At 43.0% G+C, this 16,323-nt stretch carries 15 protein-coding genes; 9 read left to right on the forward strand and 6 right to left on the reverse strand.

Annotated features, from left to right (window positions below):
• The 9 genes from paaB (at nucleotide 1) to ACYVGZ_RS05745 (ending at nucleotide 8,801) form a co-directional block, all read left to right on the forward strand.
• Nucleotides 1-282 (forward strand): 1,2-phenylacetyl-CoA epoxidase subunit PaaB, encoded by a 282-nt coding sequence (gene paaB / locus ACYVGZ_RS05705; RefSeq protein ID WP_460752453.1) that lies wholly within the window; start codon nucleotides 1-3, stop codon nucleotides 280-282.
• A 7-nt stretch (nucleotides 283-289) separates the two neighbouring features.
• Nucleotides 290-1,051: a 1,2-phenylacetyl-CoA epoxidase subunit PaaC gene (gene paaC, locus ACYVGZ_RS05710; protein ID WP_460752456.1), complete on the forward strand. Its 762-nt coding sequence runs from the start codon at nucleotides 290-292 to the stop codon at nucleotides 1,049-1,051.
• Nucleotides 1,038-1,571 (forward strand): 1,2-phenylacetyl-CoA epoxidase subunit PaaD, encoded by a 534-nt coding sequence (gene paaD / locus ACYVGZ_RS05715; protein WP_460752459.1) that lies wholly within the window; start codon nucleotides 1,038-1,040, stop codon nucleotides 1,569-1,571. Before paaC ends, paaD begins: the two co-directional genes overlap by 14 nt.
• Nucleotides 1,572-1,607: 36 nt before the next feature.
• The gene (gene paaE / locus ACYVGZ_RS05720) at nucleotides 1,608-2,681 is read left to right on the forward strand and encodes a 1,2-phenylacetyl-CoA epoxidase subunit PaaE (RefSeq protein WP_460752462.1); all 1,074 of its coding nucleotides are present in this window, start codon (nucleotides 1,608-1,610) and stop codon (nucleotides 2,679-2,681) included.
• 97 nt (nucleotides 2,682-2,778) lie between these two features.
• The gene (gene paaZ / locus ACYVGZ_RS05725) at nucleotides 2,779-4,833 is read left to right on the forward strand and encodes a phenylacetic acid degradation bifunctional protein PaaZ (RefSeq protein ID WP_460752465.1); all 2,055 of its coding nucleotides are present in this window, start codon (nucleotides 2,779-2,781) and stop codon (nucleotides 4,831-4,833) included.
• A gap of 78 nt (nucleotides 4,834-4,911) precedes the next feature.
• A complete protein-coding gene (locus tag ACYVGZ_RS05730; RefSeq protein ID WP_460752468.1) occupies nucleotides 4,912-5,445 on the forward strand; it encodes a TRAP transporter small permease in 534 nt (177 codons plus the stop codon).
• A gap of 1 nt (nucleotide 5,446) precedes the next feature.
• Complete coding sequence (locus ACYVGZ_RS05735) at nucleotides 5,447-6,775, forward strand: TRAP transporter large permease (RefSeq protein ID WP_460752471.1); 1,329 nt, start codon at nucleotides 5,447-5,449, stop codon at nucleotides 6,773-6,775.
• Between the two features lie 66 nt (nucleotides 6,776-6,841).
• Nucleotides 6,842-7,867 carry a TRAP transporter substrate-binding protein gene (locus ACYVGZ_RS05740; protein ID WP_460752473.1) on the forward strand — a complete coding sequence of 342 codons (1,026 nt, stop codon included), beginning with the start codon at nucleotides 6,842-6,844 and terminating at the stop codon, nucleotides 7,865-7,867.
• 310 nt (nucleotides 7,868-8,177) lie between these two features.
• Complete coding sequence (locus ACYVGZ_RS05745; RefSeq protein WP_460752476.1) at nucleotides 8,178-8,801, forward strand: AraC family transcriptional regulator; 624 nt, start codon at nucleotides 8,178-8,180, stop codon at nucleotides 8,799-8,801.
• A gap of 57 nt (nucleotides 8,802-8,858) precedes the next feature.
• On the opposite strand, the gene ACYVGZ_RS05750 is transcribed toward ACYVGZ_RS05745, so the two are convergent.
• From ACYVGZ_RS05750 to ACYVGZ_RS05775, 6 genes are all read right to left on the reverse strand, one after another.
• Nucleotides 8,859-10,268: an aldehyde dehydrogenase family protein gene (locus tag ACYVGZ_RS05750; protein WP_460752479.1), complete on the reverse strand. Its 1,410-nt coding sequence runs from the start codon at nucleotides 10,266-10,268 to the stop codon at nucleotides 8,859-8,861.
• 123 nt (nucleotides 10,269-10,391) lie between these two features.
• Nucleotides 10,392-12,668 carry a copper amine oxidase gene (locus ACYVGZ_RS05755; RefSeq protein ID WP_460752482.1) on the reverse strand — a complete coding sequence of 759 codons (2,277 nt, stop codon included), beginning with the start codon at nucleotides 12,666-12,668 and terminating at the stop codon, nucleotides 10,392-10,394.
• Nucleotides 12,669-12,842: 174 nt separating this feature from the next.
• A complete protein-coding gene (locus tag ACYVGZ_RS05760; RefSeq protein ID WP_460752485.1) occupies nucleotides 12,843-13,241 on the reverse strand; it encodes an ACT domain-containing protein in 399 nt (132 codons plus the stop codon).
• Nucleotides 13,242-13,420: 179 nt separating this feature from the next.
• Nucleotides 13,421-14,512 carry an urea transporter gene (locus tag ACYVGZ_RS05765; protein ID WP_460752488.1) on the reverse strand — a complete coding sequence of 364 codons (1,092 nt, stop codon included), beginning with the start codon at nucleotides 14,510-14,512 and terminating at the stop codon, nucleotides 13,421-13,423.
• Between the two features lie 39 nt (nucleotides 14,513-14,551).
• The gene (locus ACYVGZ_RS05770) at nucleotides 14,552-15,163 is read right to left on the reverse strand and encodes a cysteine hydrolase family protein (RefSeq protein ID WP_460752491.1); all 612 of its coding nucleotides are present in this window, start codon (nucleotides 15,161-15,163) and stop codon (nucleotides 14,552-14,554) included.
• A 90-nt stretch (nucleotides 15,164-15,253) separates the two neighbouring features.
• Nucleotides 15,254-16,303 carry an ornithine cyclodeaminase gene (locus ACYVGZ_RS05775; protein WP_460752493.1) on the reverse strand — a complete coding sequence of 350 codons (1,050 nt, stop codon included), beginning with the start codon at nucleotides 16,301-16,303 and terminating at the stop codon, nucleotides 15,254-15,256.
• Between the last annotated feature and the right edge of the window lie 20 nt (nucleotides 16,304-16,323).

Here is a 16,323-nt window from a genome sequence, read left to right on the forward strand (position 1 = left end):
ATGTCGGATTGGACACTTTTTGAAGTATTTATACGAAGTAAACATGGCCTTAATCATAAGCATGTAGGCAGTGTACATGCTGCGGATGCTGAAATGGCAATTGAAAATGCTCGTGACTTATATACGCGTCGCAATGAAGGAGTGAGTATTTGGGTCGTACCGTCAGTGGCTATTGTCGCAACAGCAAATGATGAAAAAGAGCCTCTGTTTGATCCATCAGAAGATAAGGTCTACCGTCATGCCAGCTTCTATGAGTTGCCTGCTGAAGTAGGTCATATGTGAGGTGTGTATGACTAAATACGATGATTTAACGGAATTTTTACTACGCCTAGGTGACAGTGCTCTTATTCATGCTCAACGCCTGTGTGAATGGATTGGTCGCGCTCCAGAACTTGAAGAAGAATTAGGGATAGCGAATGTTGGTTTAGACCTAGTAGGTCAAGCTCGCAATTGGTACCAATATGCCGCAGAGCGTATTAATGATGGTACTGACCCTGATCAGCTGGCGTTTCGTCGGGATGAACGAGCTTTTCGAAATTTGTTGCTGGTTGAACAGCCAAATGGTGACTTTGGCGTCACCATGACAAAGCAGTTTTTTTATGATGCCTGGCAATATCATTTGTTAACGATTCTAAAAGACTCGGACGATGCTCGTATTGCAGCCATAGCAACAAAGTCATTAAAAGAAGTGACTTATCACCTGCGCAGATCTTCTCAGTGGGTTGAGCGTTTGGGCGATGGTACAGAAGAAAGCCATCAACGTATGGTGAATGCAGTAGATAGCGTTTGGCGCTTCACCGTTGAGCTAACCGAGTGTGATGAGTCAGAAAGAGGTCTGACAGAGGCAGGGCATTTACCTTCTTTGGCTAGCTTGCCAACACTGTGGCAAAACACAGTGCACGAGGTGTTTGCCAAAGCAACGCTCGATGTGCCCGATGCGCCTTGTCATTTTTATTTAAGTGCCCGCAAGGGGATGCATTCAGAGCATCTTGGGGGACTATTAGCCGAAATGCAGTATTTGCAGAGAGCGTATCCAGATGCCAGCTGGTGAGTTAATTACGACTGATCGCCATGGGCGTCCTGGGAATGTCGCGGATATTCAGCGTGCTCAGGAGGTGCTTGAGGAAGTTATGGATCCAGAAGTCCCTGTGGTCAGCGTGATGGACCTTGGAATTGTCCGAGATGTCGGATGGGAAAAAGGGCACCTTCGTGTTGTGGTGACACCAACATATTCAGGTTGCCCAGCTACTGAATATATTGAAACCACAATATTAGCAGCGTTACAAAGTGCGGGGTTCGAACACCCTAAAGTGATACATCGCTTAGACCCCGCTTGGACAACAGACTGGATAACAGAGCAGGGCAGGGATCGACTGAAGGCCTATGGTGTTGCCCCACCAGTTGGTAGTTCAGATAAACGTCATTTACTGGCAGAGGCTGCACAGGTTGAGTGTCCCCACTGTGGCAGCGCATCGACAGAACAACTGAGCGAGTTTGGCTCAACGGCATGTAAAGCTCTATATCGCTGTCAGTCATGCCTAGAACCGTTCGATTATTTTAAATGTATTTGAGCCATATATAAAAATAACATGGCCGTGGAGATAAAAATGAGTCAATTTCATTCTCTTAGTGTTTCGGATTTACGCCGTGAAACTCGAGATTCAGTATCGCTGGCTTTTGATATTCCAACAGAGCTAGCTGAATTATATCGTTTTAAACAAGGCCAGTATTTAACCTTAAAAACGCACATCGATGGTGAAGAAGTAAGGCGCTCTTACTCCATATGTAGTGGTGTTAAGGATAACGAGATGCGTGTCGCCATTAAACGTGTACCGAGTGGGGTGTTTTCGACGTTTGCGAATGAGAATCTCAAAGTCGGAGACGCACTAGAGGTGATGCCGCCCTTAGGGAGTTTCTACACAGAGCTAGATGCACAGCGCCATGGGCACTATTTACTTGTTGCGGCAGGGAGCGGTATTACGCCTATATTATCCATCGCAAAAACCACATTAGAAGCTGAACCTAATAGTCAAATAACCTTGTTGTATGGAAACCGTTCTACATCGACCACCATGTTCAGAGAGCAGTTGTCAGATCTGAAAAACACCTATATGGGGCGTTTAAATCTCATTTATGTTCTAAGTCGCGAGCAACAAGATATCAACTTATATAACGGCCATATAGATGCCGAAAAATGCCGAGCTTTGTTCTCCCGTTGGGTCGATGTAAAAAGCTTATCAGCAGCCTTTATTTGTGGACCTCAGTCTATGACGGAAGCCGTTAGAGATGTTCTACATGAATTTGGAGCGCCTGCAGATAAAGTGCATTTTGAATTGTTTGCTGCGGCAGGTAATGCCGCAAAACGTGCTGAACGTGAAGAGGCTGCCCAACATGCAGATGTGTCTGAAATTACCGTCATTAGAGATGGACATGGAATGAGCTTTGATCTTAAGCAGAATACCGAAAACGTATTAAATGCGGGCAATGAACATGGTGCGGATTTACCTTTTTCCTGTCGAGCTGGCGTTTGTTCTACCTGTAAGTGCAAGGTTATTGAAGGTGAAGTAGAAATGGATGTCAGTATTGGGCTTGAGGATTATGAGGTTGAAGCGGGCTATGTGTTGTCTTGTCAATCCTATCCCGTGTCTAAAAAAGTCGTATTGGATTTTGATCAAATTTAACGACGTTTAGCCCATAGCAAAAAATAAAAATTCAGTCAGCCGAAAATAAAAATAGTAAAAGATTAGGGTGGTCGATAAGCCGCCGCTGGAGAAGAACATGAGTCAACATCGTATATTACAAAGCCTGATTGCGGGGGAGTGGTTAGGCCAGCAGGCAGCACAGCCATTAGTGAGTCCAATAAATGGTGAAACCATTTATCATACCCACTCTGAGTCCATTGATTTTGGTCACGCATTGGAATATTCGCGCACCAAAGGGAGAGCATCTTTAATGGCGATGGATTTTCAAAGCCGCGCTTCCTGTTTACGTGACCTAGGGAAATATTTGCTTGAGAATAAAGAAGCCTTGTATCAGGTTTCACTATTGACGGGAGCAACACGTACCGATAGCTGGATTGATATAGAAGGAGGGGCGGGAACCTTATTTGCCTATGCAAGTTTGGGGCGTCGTGAACTGCCTTCGGGTAATCTTATTCATGAAGATAACGCTTTTCCATTGGGGCGTGAAGGGCAGTTTTATGGCTCTCATATTTTAGTACCGCGTCAGGGTGTGGCCGTTCATATTAATGCTTTTAACTTTCCAATTTGGGGTATGTTGGAAAAGTTTGCAGCAAACTTTTTGGCAGGGGTTCCTTGTTTTGTTAAACCAGCGACGGCTACCTCATATTTAACAGAAGAATGTGTCCGTTTAATGCATGACTCTGGCCTGTTACCTGAAGGCAGCTTGCAATTGATCATTGGCCGTACAGGGGATTTATTAGACCGTTTAGAAGGGCAAGACGTAGTTACTTTCACCGGGTCTGCAAGTACTGCGGCTAAATTAAAACAAACCCCCAATCTTATTAATAATGCCATTCCATTTAATGCTGAAGCCGATTCACTTAACTGCGCAATTTTAGCGCCAGATGTGTCTGTAGATAGTCCAGAATTTGAGCTTTTTATCAAAGAAGTTGCTAGAGAGATGACAGTCAAGGCAGGCCAGAAATGTACGGCTATTCGTCGTGTGTTGATTCCGAAAGATAAGGTGCAAAGTGTATCTGATCGATTAATTCAGCGTCTTGCTAAAGTGTCTATCGGTGACCCGCATTTAGATACTGTACGTATGGGAGCTTTGGCCTCTTTTGATCAGAAAGAAGATGTTCTTGAGCAGCTAAATGCTCTACTAGAGACTAGTACAGTGATTTGTGGACACAACGCAGATTTTGAGTGTCAAGGCGATGGGGTAGAAAAAGGAGCCTTCATTCAGCCAACGTTATTGTTAAGTAACGATCCTGATATTGAAGGGGGGGCACACGACATTGAGGCGTTTGGGCCAATTAGTACATTAATGCCCTACCAGGATCTAGATCATGCCATTGCTCTGGCTGCTCGCGGCAAAGGCTCTTTGGTAACGACACTTGTTACTCAAGACCCTGATATTGCTAAGAAAGTGGTACCTGCTTTAGCGGCATGGCATGGTCGTGTTCATATTCTGAACGAAGCATCATCGAAGGAGTCCACAGGGCATGGTTCTCCGCTACCAACGTTGAAGCACGGTGGTCCAGGCCGAGCTGGTGGTGGTGAGGAGTTAGGCGGCATACGCGGAGTAAAACACTATATGCAACGTGCAGCGGTGCAAGGCTCCCCAACCATGTTATCTGCGGTTACAGGTGAATATGTGCGCGGTGGTGAGACCTTGGAAACAGATGTGCATCCTTTCCGACGTTATTTTGAAAACTTGCAAATTGGTGAGTCATTATTGACCCACCGACGCACTGTTACAGAAGCTGATATTGTGAATTTTGGCTGCTTATCGGGTGACCATTTCTATATGCATTTTGATGACATAGCCGCCAGAGAAACGCAGTTTGAGCAGCGTATTGCGCATGGTTATTTTGTGTTATCGGCTGCGGCGGGATTGTTCGTTTCACCGGGAGAAGGGCCTGTATTAGCCAATTACGGTTTGGATACGTTGCGCTTTATTACGCCCGTGCCAATTGGCGATACCATTCGAGCTCGTTTAACGTGTAAACGTAAAATTGATCAGGGCAAATTGAGCCCGAAAGGTGAGCCGCAAGGGGTTGTGGTATGGGATGTTCAAGTGACGAACCAAGATGACGAGCTAGTGGCAAGCTATGACATTCTGACGTTAGTGAAAAAACAGCCTTATTAGCAAAGCAAAGGTGGGGGAGCCCACCTAGCTTTGATATATCACAACTTACTTAATTAAAAAAATAATGCAGGAGTGGTTATGACGATGAAACGTTGGATGAAGGTTCAGTACCCTGAGCCAAGTGTTTATCGCTGGCTTGGTTTTATTCTGGAAGGGATTTCGGCTGCCGTTTTGTTTTTTCTAATGGCTCTCACCTGTGTGGATGTAATGGGGCGCTATCTTTTTAACAACTCTGTTAATGGCGCCTTTGAGCTAACACAGCTTGGCCTCGCTATTATAGTTTTTGCACAGATGCCACTGATTACGTGGCGGGGGAGTCATGTGGTCGTGGATTTGCTGGATAACGTTCTAGGCAATCGTATTGTAAAAGTGCTAGGTATGTTATCTGTGTTGATTGTTTCAACGTCGTTTTATTTTCTAGCTATGCGCATTTATGAACTGGCTCAGCGCTCTTTACGACGTGCCGAGGTGACGGAGTTTCTCCATATACCAACCGGCTATTTAACTGAGTATATCGCTTTCATGAGCTGGCTAACGGCAGCTTGTATGATTACTTATGGTGCCTATCGTGTCTTGAAGGGGCATGACACTACACAGCAGTTAGGAGATTAGTATGACAATCGTTCTCATTGGTTTTGCTGTTTTGTTAGTGCTGATCTTGCTGCTACGTATGCCTATTGCCTTTGCAATGGGGGTGGTTGGCTTTTTTGGCTTCACCATTTTACAAGGATTGAGCTTTGACAGCTTATTTTCATTTCGCTGGACTGCAGCGTTGACTCTTGCTTCTAACCGAGTAATAGGAACAGTGCAAGATTATAACTTGTCGGTCATACCACTGTTCATTTTAATGGGGAATTTAGTAACTCGGTCGGGCCTCTCTCAAGAGCTGTATAACGCTTCGTATGCTTTTCTAGGTCATAGAAAAGGTGGCTTAGCTATGTCTACGGTATTAGCTTGCGGTGGCTTTTCGGCAATTTGCGGTTCAAGCTTAGCGACCTCAGCAACCATGGCAAAAGTAGCAATGCCTCCAATGCGTAAATTTGGTTACTCAGATGGTTTAGCAACGGCTTCCATCGCTGCTGGAGGTACGTTGGGAATACTTATTCCGCCTAGTGTTATATTGGTGATTTACGGCCTATTGACGCAAACAAGTATTCGTGAGCTATTCGCAGCCGGTTTAATTCCTGGAGTGTTAGGCATTATTCTTTATATGTGCGCTGTTCGCTATGTTGTGTGGCGTAACCCCTCTGCTGGTCCTGCTGGCGAGCGAATGAGCTTATCCGAGCGAGTTTCAGCATTAAAGAATATTTGGGGCGTATTGTTGCTTTTCATTATTGTAATGGGGGGAATTTACTTGGGGGTCTTTACGCCTACCGAGGCAGCTGGGATCGGCTCTGGCGGGGCTTTGCTTATTGGTATGTTAAGACGTAGCCTAAACCTTAAAACCTTGTTTGAAACTTTTGTCGATACGACCAGAACTTCTGCCATGCTGTTCTGTGTAGTGATCGGTGCCTTTATCTTCTCTGATTTCATTAATCGTGCGGGGTTACCAGATGCGCTTTTAGGTTTTGTGACAGCATTAGAACTTAGCCCTATGTTGGTCATTTTGGTTATTCTCGCTATCTATATCGTCTTAGGAATGGTTTTTGAAAGTCTTTCTATGCTCCTGCTAACGGTGCCCGTTTTCTACCCTTTAGTATCGAGTTTAGGTTTTGATCTTGTGTGGTTTGGGATAGTGGTCGTTGTAGTGACGGAAATTAGTCTCATTACCCCACCAGTTGGGATGAATGTCTTCGTTTTAAGCGCAGTATTAAAAGACATAAAAGCCGGCACTATCTTTAAAGGTGTTACACCTTTTTGGTGTGCTGATATTTTGCGTTTGTTAATTATTGTGTTTATTGCGCCTGTCGCCTTGTTCTTTCCATATTTTTTATACGGTTGATTTCTTTGGATAGTCTCATTGGATTATTCACCACAATAAAAATCATAAACAATAGGAATAATAAAAATGATGAATTTTAAAAAGACGTTACTTTGGGCTGCATGCGGTACAGCGGTATTGGCATCTGGTATGGCTTCTGCGGCCACAACGCTTCATGTTGCCACTTGGTTGCCGCCAACGAGTGCGCAAAATGCGGTGGTTTGGCCGACATGGAAAAAATGGGTCGAAGAAGCAACGGAAGGCCGTGTGAAAGTTGTTATTGAAAATTATACCGGTGAGCCAAAGACCATTTTTGATGCAGTTGAAGATGGTGTTTACGATGCGGGGTTCAGTGTAAACGCTTATATCCCAGGCCGTTTTAAGCTTGCAAGTGTGGCTGAAATACCAGGAGGGATCTCGAGCGCTGAAGCTGGCTCTGTGGCTTTGTGGGATACTTATGATAAATATTTTAAAGACAGCGGTGAATTTATCGGGTTACATTTATTAGCTTTGTTTGTTCATGGCCCAGGTCAATTAAACACAACCTTTCCTGTTAACTCTTTAGACGACCTTAAAGGTAAAAAAATGCGAGTCGGCGGTGGTGTTGTGAATGACTTAGCCGCTCTCTTAGAAGTGACACCAATTTCAGCACCCGCGCCGAAATCCTATGAGCTGATGCAGCAAGGGGTTGTGGATGGCACCTTTTTGCCTACAGAACAACAAAAAACGTTGCGCATAAGTGAAGTTACCACAGACCTAGTGCTTTTCCCCAAAGGTTTATATACAACCGCTTTTAGTATTGTTATGAACGAAGATACGTTTGCGGGGCTAAGTGCGCAAGATCAAGAAGCGATTATGAGTGTTTCGGGTGAAAAACTCTCTCAGTTAGCTGGTGCAGCATGGGGAGCTGCTGACCAAGAAGGGCTTGCTGAAGCAAAAGCTAGGGGCGTAAATGTTGTTCAACTTAAAGAAAGTGATCAGCTAGTGAAGGATATGGGAATGTTGTCTAAAGATATCGAGAAAGCTTGGATCGACTCTGTAGCTGATCGTGATGTTAGTGCTAAAGAAGCTTTGAGCTACTTTAGAAATAAGGTAAATGAACTCAGTAAATAAGGGAAAAGTTTGTTTCCCCTGTGACTGGCTAAACCTCTATTTCGTCGACTAGAGGTTTAGCTTTTAAGGTTAAAATGAATAGAGTGAGTAGTCTATGCAACCTCATAGCTATATTCCAACTCAATATTGTTTTGCGCAGGACTTCGAAAATTACCACGAGTGCCTGGTGGATTATAACGGCATTTCGGTACTTTATTATCAATTTACAACCCAATCTTCGGATCAAACTGTTGTGATTGCAGACGGGTGTGCTGACTTCCAATTTTGCTGTGGTGAGTCTGTCCAATCTAGCATGTTGTGGGGGTCTGTAATGACTCCTACAAGAATTAAATATCAACAAAATAATATCTATTGCGGCGTACGTGTCTCTACGTCCGTCAGTCGCTGTATAGAGTTTTTACCCTACGATCAAGTGGTCAATACTGGGTTTTTGTTAAATGATATTGGGCTTTCTTCAGCTTCTCTTATTGAGCAATTAATTTCAGCTGTGGACTTTTCTGAACGAAAAAAAGCGCTAGAAAACTGGCTAATGACATCTGGTGTATTATCAAATAGAGAGACGGATATAGTTGATTACTGTCTAGAAGAAATTCAATGTAACTATGGCGCTATCAGGATCATCGATCTTGCAAATAATCTTGGGGTTAGTGATCGACTGCTACGAAAAAAATTTAGTCAGAGTATTGGGATGTCCCCAAAGCAATATAGTCGAATTGTTAAGTTTCAAAACCTAATTTATTCTTTGTTGTATGCTACTCCCTCTGAAACAAATAACCACAGTTCAATGCGCTGTTGCTACTATGACGACTCACACTTAATTAGAGACTTTAAACATTTCACCGAGATGACCCCCAGCTGTTTTCTTAACAGTGTGCTCGATCTTGAAATAAAGAGAACTAATCTGACTGAGAGCAGTAAATTCATTTTTAAATAAGACAATGACTGAACTTACCTAATATAACTTATGTAATTCAGCCAATGTCTTACTAGTTTAAGCTATGATGCATTGAATGTTTGTGTTTGCGAGTAGGCCTTCTTCTCCAAACTCAACGCCTAACCCAGAAGATTTTATGCCACCAAAAGGGGCGTTAGGCTGGATGGCTCCATGTTTGTTGATCCATACCGTACCGCATTCAAGCTGAGCAGCAATGGCTTGTGCTACTTGTTTGTTGTTCGACCAAACAGAACCGCCTAGCCCAGAAGGGTTATCGTTTGCCATGGTGATGGCTTCTTCGGTACTATCAAAGGGTATAATTGGCAAAACAGGACCAAATTGCTCTTTTTGTACCAAGTCGTTTTGATTATCTTCTACTGCCAATAGGGTTACGGGATGGAATAAAGTTTCTTCTGAATCAACCGGGCCCCCTAAGATAACTTTGCCTCCTTGTGATACAGATGTTTTTATTAACGACTGAACTATTTCAAATTGCATTCGATTTTGAATCGGGCCGAGCTCAATGTCTTCTTTAAAACCATCACCCATTTTGACTCCTTGGGCAAACTCAACCAACTCATTGCATACTTGGGAGTAGATGGAACGGTGCACGTATAGGCGTTTCAATGCTGCGCAAGTTTGACCATTGTTGATAAAGGCCCCCCAAAACAAGCCTGCCGCAATCTCTTTTGGATTACAGTCCCCAAGAACAATTCCTGCGTCGTTACCACCTAATTCCAGTGTTAATCTTTTTAAATTCTTGGCAGAAGAAGCCATGACTTTTTGGCCTGTGTCAGTTGAGCCTGTAAAAACTATTTTATCTATTTCAGAATGGTTGGAGATGGCTGAGCCAAGTTCATCTCCACCGGTTATGCTATTGATTACGCCTTTTGGAAGCACTTCACTGATAAGTTCAATCATTCGTAATGTCGATAGAGGTGTGTAAGGAGAGGGTTTGCATATAACCGTATTACCAGCCAACAAGGCTGGTATAATATGCCAAATAGCGATCATTACAGGCCAGTTCCACGGGGTAATAGAAGCGACAACACCAATAGGGCGTCGGTGTAGTTCAACGCGCCCATTCTCGTCATCTTGTAGGGTTTTTATGGGTAACTCCAAACTCGCTGTATAGCGGGTCCAAGCAACCGCTCCTCCCATTTCAAACATAGAGCCTAGGGATGCGGTTAGTGGTTTGCCTTGCTCTAAAGTGATGATCTTTGCAAGCTCCAGAGAATGCTCTTCCAGTACATTTGCTATCTGATTCATATATTCTTGGCGTTTCGCGTAAGGAGTTGCTGACCATAAGGCAAAGGCTGCTTTAGCGTCCTTGACCATAAGGTTTAAATCTGTAATTGACGCCTTTGGGGCATGACCTGCAATAGCCATAGTAGAAGGGTTTATCACAGGGAAGGTCTCGTTTACGGTAATACTTTTACCACCGCTGATTAAAGGATATGTTGTCATAATTAGCTTTCTCTTAGTGTTATTATTTATAAGCTGACTGACGCTGTCAGAGGTTATAGAGCAAACGAGTGATTTGACTTAGCTGAGGCTAATTAGCAAATCACTCGCGTACTTATCTTTTTACTATTTCTTTATAGACTCGCTCGGTAAGTTAAGAGTGGGAGTTTGGCTAAAAAAGTTCCATGGTTTTAGCATAGCGTGCACATACTCCGTTGGCATAATTGGCCACTCTTCAGCACGGGCAACGTGTGTTGCACCAGTGGTAATCCAGAGCACATTATCTTGATTTTCAATCGATTCATTGTCTTCAATAAAGACTTTTAAGCCTGTATCGGTTTTAGCTCTGTTAGGGTAAGTGCCTTCTGGATAGCGCTCTTTAGGTTTGTATTTAGTGACCCAAATTTGTTTGTCCATGAAGCTTACTCTCTTGTACAACCACTCGTCTTCGCTAAATAGAGCTCCTTTCGCAATAGGGTGTGTTCCTCCTGCAAATGGAATAATTTGGTATGAGACAGGGTTACCCATGCGGTTTTCTTTATTTGGATTACTCATTAGTCGAATGGTGGAAGGATCGAATTTTTGTGAGGCATCGTGTTCGTTTTTGACTGTTTGTTGGTTAACTACCATAACGCTTTTACGAGGGCCGCCTGCCGTGTTTTTTTCTACCGTTGGGTTGAGTTCAACCAAAGAATTTTTTTCTCCATCAACATCTAAATCTAAACGGAAATTATAGATATGTTGATGAGTTGTGCCGACAATATTGTGATCAATGAGAGTCCCATAGCGAGTGTCTTCTTGGGCGGTCGCATCGTGCATGGTTCTAGTTTTGACGCCTTTAACAGCTTCTATCCCAGACGCACCGACATCTAACTTGATTGTCCCGTTGGCCAGTAGCACCCAGTCAAACATATAGTCGTAGTTACCAATGGTACTGACCCAACGTACTACTAACTCTCTGCGTGAGCGACTGTAATTTCCTGCACCACTCCCAAGCATTTCATTGTGTTTGTACTCTGGGCCAGCATAACGTTCAAAAATGGCGATGGCATTGGGTATAGTGTAAGGAGACCCATTATTATCTGCTAGGGTTGCGGGGATTAATCTGGCGTTTTGTGGGACGTCTGTGCCTAGCTCAAGAGGAGATGTTAGTCCGCCCATACCATAGTCACCAGAGTCTAGGTAGGCTTTAAAATACCAGCCAATGTCTGGGTCGCCATAGGGAACAATCATCCCGCCAAGGGAACCTTCATACATGATTTTTCTTTTTGTTCCTTGGTCGTTATAGGTCATGGTTGATAATACAGGGCCAACTCGAGGGTCAAGCTTTAAGTGAAAATCCCAATTTTGCCAATGAATAATATTGCCCGACATTTTATAGTTTGTGCCTTTAGGCTCAGAAAGCACTAGAGGCTTAATTTTGGCTTTTTTGCTATGATCACGGCCATCGTATGGGGTTGGTTTCATTGGGACAGGAATCACTCCGCTGTCTTCAATCTTTTCTATTGATTTAGTTTCTAGGTTTACCACAGCGACCAAGCCCTCAATGGGATGTGCCCAGAAGTTTCCGTCGCCAATATCTAGATAGGAGACGATTTTAAGTAATCGACTATCTTGTTTTAGGCCATCTTCTCCATCAAAAAAACCAACAGTGAGTGGTGTTGCGACAACGTCACCGACATTATCAATCCCGCGCTTTTTAAGAGCAGCTGCATACTCTTTACTGTTCTCGATAATTTCTTGGGCATTAATAAAGTCGTCCCAGATCACCATGCCATGAACGTCTTTAATAGGCTCCCAGCGAGTAACCTTTTTTGACTCTAAATTGACTGTCCCCTCAATCACTTGTTTACCATCTAAAATGGTAAAATTTGCCAAACGTTGAAACTGTTCTGCACTGCCATACGACCAAGCCCATACCTTACTTTTATCAGGCTCAGCTAACTTAATTTCGGTGAATCTTAGATTGTCTCGGAAGTACTTGGAAGCCTGAACTGTTTTTTGAGTCAGGGTGATTTCTTCTTTTGAAAGTGGATCTAAAGGGTGTTTTGCATGACTTATCGAAACGGTTTGTGATAGATAACCTTCAAAAAGGTCATTAGCGAAGCCACGTTCAACTAAAATATTACCATGCTCAATTTTTATTGGTGCATCAAGATCGACTGATTTTCCACTAACATCAGCTTTCATTGCGCCTACCTTAACACAGGCATGGACAGTATCTAATGTGATATGAACTTCTTTAGCTGATGGGTTATAAAAAAAGACGGCTCCAGAGCTTTTAAGAGAATCTTCTATTTTAATATAGTCGGGTGAACTCCCATGTGCATTCGCATGGTTACTTATAGTTAACCCCATGGCGGCTAAAAAACTTGCTGTGAGGGCTTTATTTTTATTTTTCATTATGTGCTCCAGTTTAGAAAGTGACCTAGAGCTTCCATTTAAAATAAAGTTATCTAATTAGTATTGTAAAAAACGGAACACGATCAAGCAGATTCAAATGGTAAAACGAATTTAAAGTTATTGTGCTCACATAAAATAAGTTTGAGAGCTAGATCAAGAAACACAACCTCTCTGTTAAGCCTCAGCAAATTCCTTCAGAGCGTTCATTGCCGCCTCGGCTTTGTCTTTTTGCACAAAGATATGATCGTGATAATAGCCTGCGATCACGTTAGCGCTGATGCCATAGGAACCTAGCTTCGTGGCAAAGGCAGCGGTTAACCCCACAGCTTCTAAGCTAGAATGGACCGAAAGGGTAATCAGGCTAAACACGGCATCGTAGGGTAACAGCGCTCTGATGGCGGCTTCTTCTTTTAGCACCAGAGTCAGCCCTTCTTTTTCTTGAAAAGTCGCAATCGGGGTGAAATCTAGGTAATCATTTAAACTCCCTTGAGTGGTGCAAAAAACATAGTTCCCTTCAATTAGCTCTGGTGACATAGATTTCAGTAATGTGTCTAGGTTGGTAATGGCGCTCATGGCATTTCCTATTGTAATTCCAAGATATATTGTCACCTACCTTAGGATGATTATGCGGTTAAGTACAATAAATAAAGTTTAAACGGCATAAGCTTTGTTTATATAAGGCGATTGTGCCAACGAAAAATGTAACCGGCGGGGGGGATGGTCTTGGTGACATTTGATTGAATTATTAAGCCCTACTTTATTTTGGTCGCCTCTAAATTTTCTTCAGCACTTAAGAAAGGAGAAGAAGCTAGAGTAAGGCCTCTTAGCTTTATCGTTCGAAGGGTATAAATAATCAAAATACTGCATAAGCAAAAAGGAACAGTGAGTAAGGGAATACCATAGGGACTAATTAGTTGAGCTAAGGTAATGGCAAAAATACTTGTTATAAAACTGGCAAAGCAAGCCGCGGCAAAACTAGCTTTACTGACTTGATAGTATGTGCAGCCAACGACGACGCTTGCCAGAATAACATTGTAGCCAATAACACCGCTTGCCAACACATGCGCATTAAGTGAAAGTAGGTTTGCGGTTGAAATAAAAATGAATGCTCCAAGCAGAGCGTAGAAAGCAGCGAAAGCTGAACTAGCAAAAATAGCTAAGGCGATGGCTAACCCAGTATAGGGAGATTGAAAAAAAAAGACTTGAGCTAAGTTAGTCAGTCCTGCTTGTAGAATATTTGAACTGTTAAAGACGAAGCTAGAGTTTGGCATTAAGGTTGTGCTTCCAAATGGTGTGGATAGAGTAAGAAAAAGAATGCCAATAAAGGTAAATAGAGACAGATTATAAGGTAGTGTAAAAAAGGGTAGTTGTGTTTTTTTTACAAATATTTTTATCATCAAATGGATTAAGGTAACGTTCAGTAAGGATAACGCTGTAGAGACAAGTAAATAACTTAGCCAGAATGTATGGCCGAGTTTCGAAAGCACTAGATGGGACGCGCAACCGACCAAAAAGCCGCTGAATCCTATAGCACCATTACGAATACTGGAAGTATCAAGCTTACACTTTACCGCAAAAAGAGTTGTGGATAAGCACCCCCAAAGTCCTATCAAGCACAGCCAAGGCTCTTCAATTAGCATTGCTATCGTTATTATCAAACCTGTAATGGGGTTGTTAACAAAGGCAACCTGGCTTACTCCACGCATTAGCATGCTAACTTGGTCGAGAGGGCTTAGATATTGTAACTTCTTATTTAGCCATTGCATCGATCCGTAGCAAGAAATAGGAGCTACGTTGTGTTGGGTTTTCGGTCCATATTTATGAGTACGCTTGGGAGGCTTCATAAAAAAACGCCAGCAAAATTTCAACATAGCTCCTAAACCCTAGCTGCGATCCATTGCGTCAAGAACGTCAGCTAACGAACGGCGGGCACCTGTTTGCAGGTACTCCATAGCATTTAATGAGGCATCGTGCGCTTCAATACTTGAACCGGCTACGCAGTCTTCAATAACACGACAGAAGTAGTCCATTTGGTGCCCATCAGCAAAAGTGTAATGTACACAAACGTCAGTTAAACCACCGCATAAAAGTAAAGTGTCAACTTTTAAACCGCGTAATAGAATTTCTAGATCCGTTCCGAAAAAGGCTGAGTAGCGACGTTTTTGAATGAGGTAGTCGTCTTTTTTGAAACCGAGTTGTTCAACAGCAATCTCTGTATGTGGATTGTTATCTAAACAATGGATCTCTTCATCACCATCGAGCTCACGGCCAAAATCGATCAAGTTTGCACGGTGAATTTCTTGAATGAAAATGACAGGAATGTCTTTTTCACGAGCTTTATCAATTGCCTTTCGAGACAGAGCCATTCGCTCAGCATATTCGGGCATGTGCGCGATAGAGCGCTTTTCGATATCAGCAAAAGTAGATGCTTGAATATCGATTACAATAAGAGCTGGACGACCTTCAATAAGGTCTCTTTGCATTTTTTTAGTCATAGTTTTAACCTTTTTAACACTCTTTTTAGAAAAGAATTTTAAGAGAGATTGCACCAAGAAGATCATTGGATCTAACGGGTGAATTTCCTGCTATTTGGATTTATGTAGCATTCCGAACAAGTTGCGTGAATCTTCTGGGTCAGCAACAATGTCCAATTCACTGTGTAGGCCAGATTGAATGGCTTGTTTGTAGATGTAGCGAAGTGCAGAGAAGTCCTCAATTGCAAAGCCAACGCCGTCAAAGCAGGTGATTTGTTCGTCAGAATGACGACCTCGTGCCTCCCCAGATATCACTTGCCACATTTCTGTAACTGGGTGATCTTGGTTAAGTTGTTGAATGTCTCCTTCAATGCGAGTCTGAGGTGTGTATTCAACAAATATGTCTGAGCGAAGAAGAATGTTTTTATCGAGCTCTGTTTTGCCGGGGCAGTCTCCACCAATAGCGTTGATATGAACACCGGGCGTTATCATGTCGTCGGTTAGAATGGTGGCATACTGTTTGTCAGCAGTGCAGGTCGTAATGATTTCAGCACCTTCAACGGCTTCTTTTGCAGAGTGGCAGCGAACCAGTTCAATGCCGCTACCTTCAAGGTTTTTAATCACCTTATCTGTGGCTGCGCTATCAATGTCATAAAGTCGAATAGTTTCAATGCCACATAGCGTTTTAAAAGCAAATGCTTGGAACTCACACTGCGCACCGTTGCCAATTAATGCCATTGTTTTAGCGTTTGCTGGCGCTAGATATTTAGCGACCATTGCTGAGGTGGCAGCTGTTCTTAAGGCTGTTAAAATAGTCATTTCGGTGAAAAGGGTAGGATAACCACTAGATACGTTAGCAAGCACGCCAAAAGCGGTGACTGTTTGTAAACCTTCTTTTTGGTTTTTAGGGTGTCCATTGACGTATTTGAACCCATAGACTTCCCCATCAGAGGTGGGCATAAGTTCAATTACACCGACCTGCGAGTGGGCTGCAACACGTGGGGTTTTATCGAAGACTGGCCAGCGTTTGAAGTCCTCTTCTAAGTAAGTCACGAGATCATTGAAAACTTGTTCAATGCCTATTTTATTTATGATTTTTAACATGTTCTCGACGCTTATATAAGGCACAGACGTCAAGTTTGGGGCTTTTGTAGTAAGCATGTTTACTCCATAAAACTACA

The sequence above is a fragment of the Marinomonas epiphytica genome (assembly GCF_054780655.1).

Coding starts and splice junctions, on each gene's coding strand:
- ACYVGZ_RS05760 (WP_460752485.1), bottom strand. CDS start 13,241: ATGAGCGCCATTACCAACCTAGACACATTACTGAAATCTATGTCACCA.
- paaC (WP_460752456.1), top strand. CDS start 290: ATGACTAAATACGATGATTTAACGGAATTTTTACTACGCCTAGGTGAC.
- ACYVGZ_RS05755 (WP_460752482.1), bottom strand. CDS start 12,668: ATGAAAAATAAAAATAAAGCCCTCACAGCAAGTTTTTTAGCCGCCATG.
- paaE (WP_460752462.1), top strand. CDS start 1,608: ATGAGTCAATTTCATTCTCTTAGTGTTTCGGATTTACGCCGTGAAACT.
- paaB (WP_460752453.1), top strand. CDS start 1: ATGTCGGATTGGACACTTTTTGAAGTATTTATACGAAGTAAACATGGC.
- paaZ (WP_460752465.1), top strand. CDS start 2,779: ATGAGTCAACATCGTATATTACAAAGCCTGATTGCGGGGGAGTGGTTA.
- ACYVGZ_RS05745 (WP_460752476.1), top strand. CDS start 8,178: ATGACTCCTACAAGAATTAAATATCAACAAAATAATATCTATTGCGGC.
- ACYVGZ_RS05735 (WP_460752471.1), top strand. CDS start 5,447: ATGACAATCGTTCTCATTGGTTTTGCTGTTTTGTTAGTGCTGATCTTG.
- ACYVGZ_RS05750 (WP_460752479.1), bottom strand. CDS start 10,268: ATGACAACATATCCTTTAATCAGCGGTGGTAAAAGTATTACCGTAAAC.
- ACYVGZ_RS05765 (WP_460752488.1), bottom strand. CDS start 14,512: ATGAAGCCTCCCAAGCGTACTCATAAATATGGACCGAAAACCCAACAC.
- ACYVGZ_RS05770 (WP_460752491.1), bottom strand. CDS start 15,163: ATGACTAAAAAAATGCAAAGAGACCTTATTGAAGGTCGTCCAGCTCTT.
- paaD (WP_460752459.1), top strand. CDS start 1,038: ATGCCAGCTGGTGAGTTAATTACGACTGATCGCCATGGGCGTCCTGGG.
- ACYVGZ_RS05775 (WP_460752493.1), bottom strand. CDS start 16,303: ATGCTTACTACAAAAGCCCCAAACTTGACGTCTGTGCCTTATATAAGC.
- ACYVGZ_RS05740 (WP_460752473.1), top strand. CDS start 6,842: ATGATGAATTTTAAAAAGACGTTACTTTGGGCTGCATGCGGTACAGCG.
- ACYVGZ_RS05730 (WP_460752468.1), top strand. CDS start 4,912: ATGACGATGAAACGTTGGATGAAGGTTCAGTACCCTGAGCCAAGTGTT.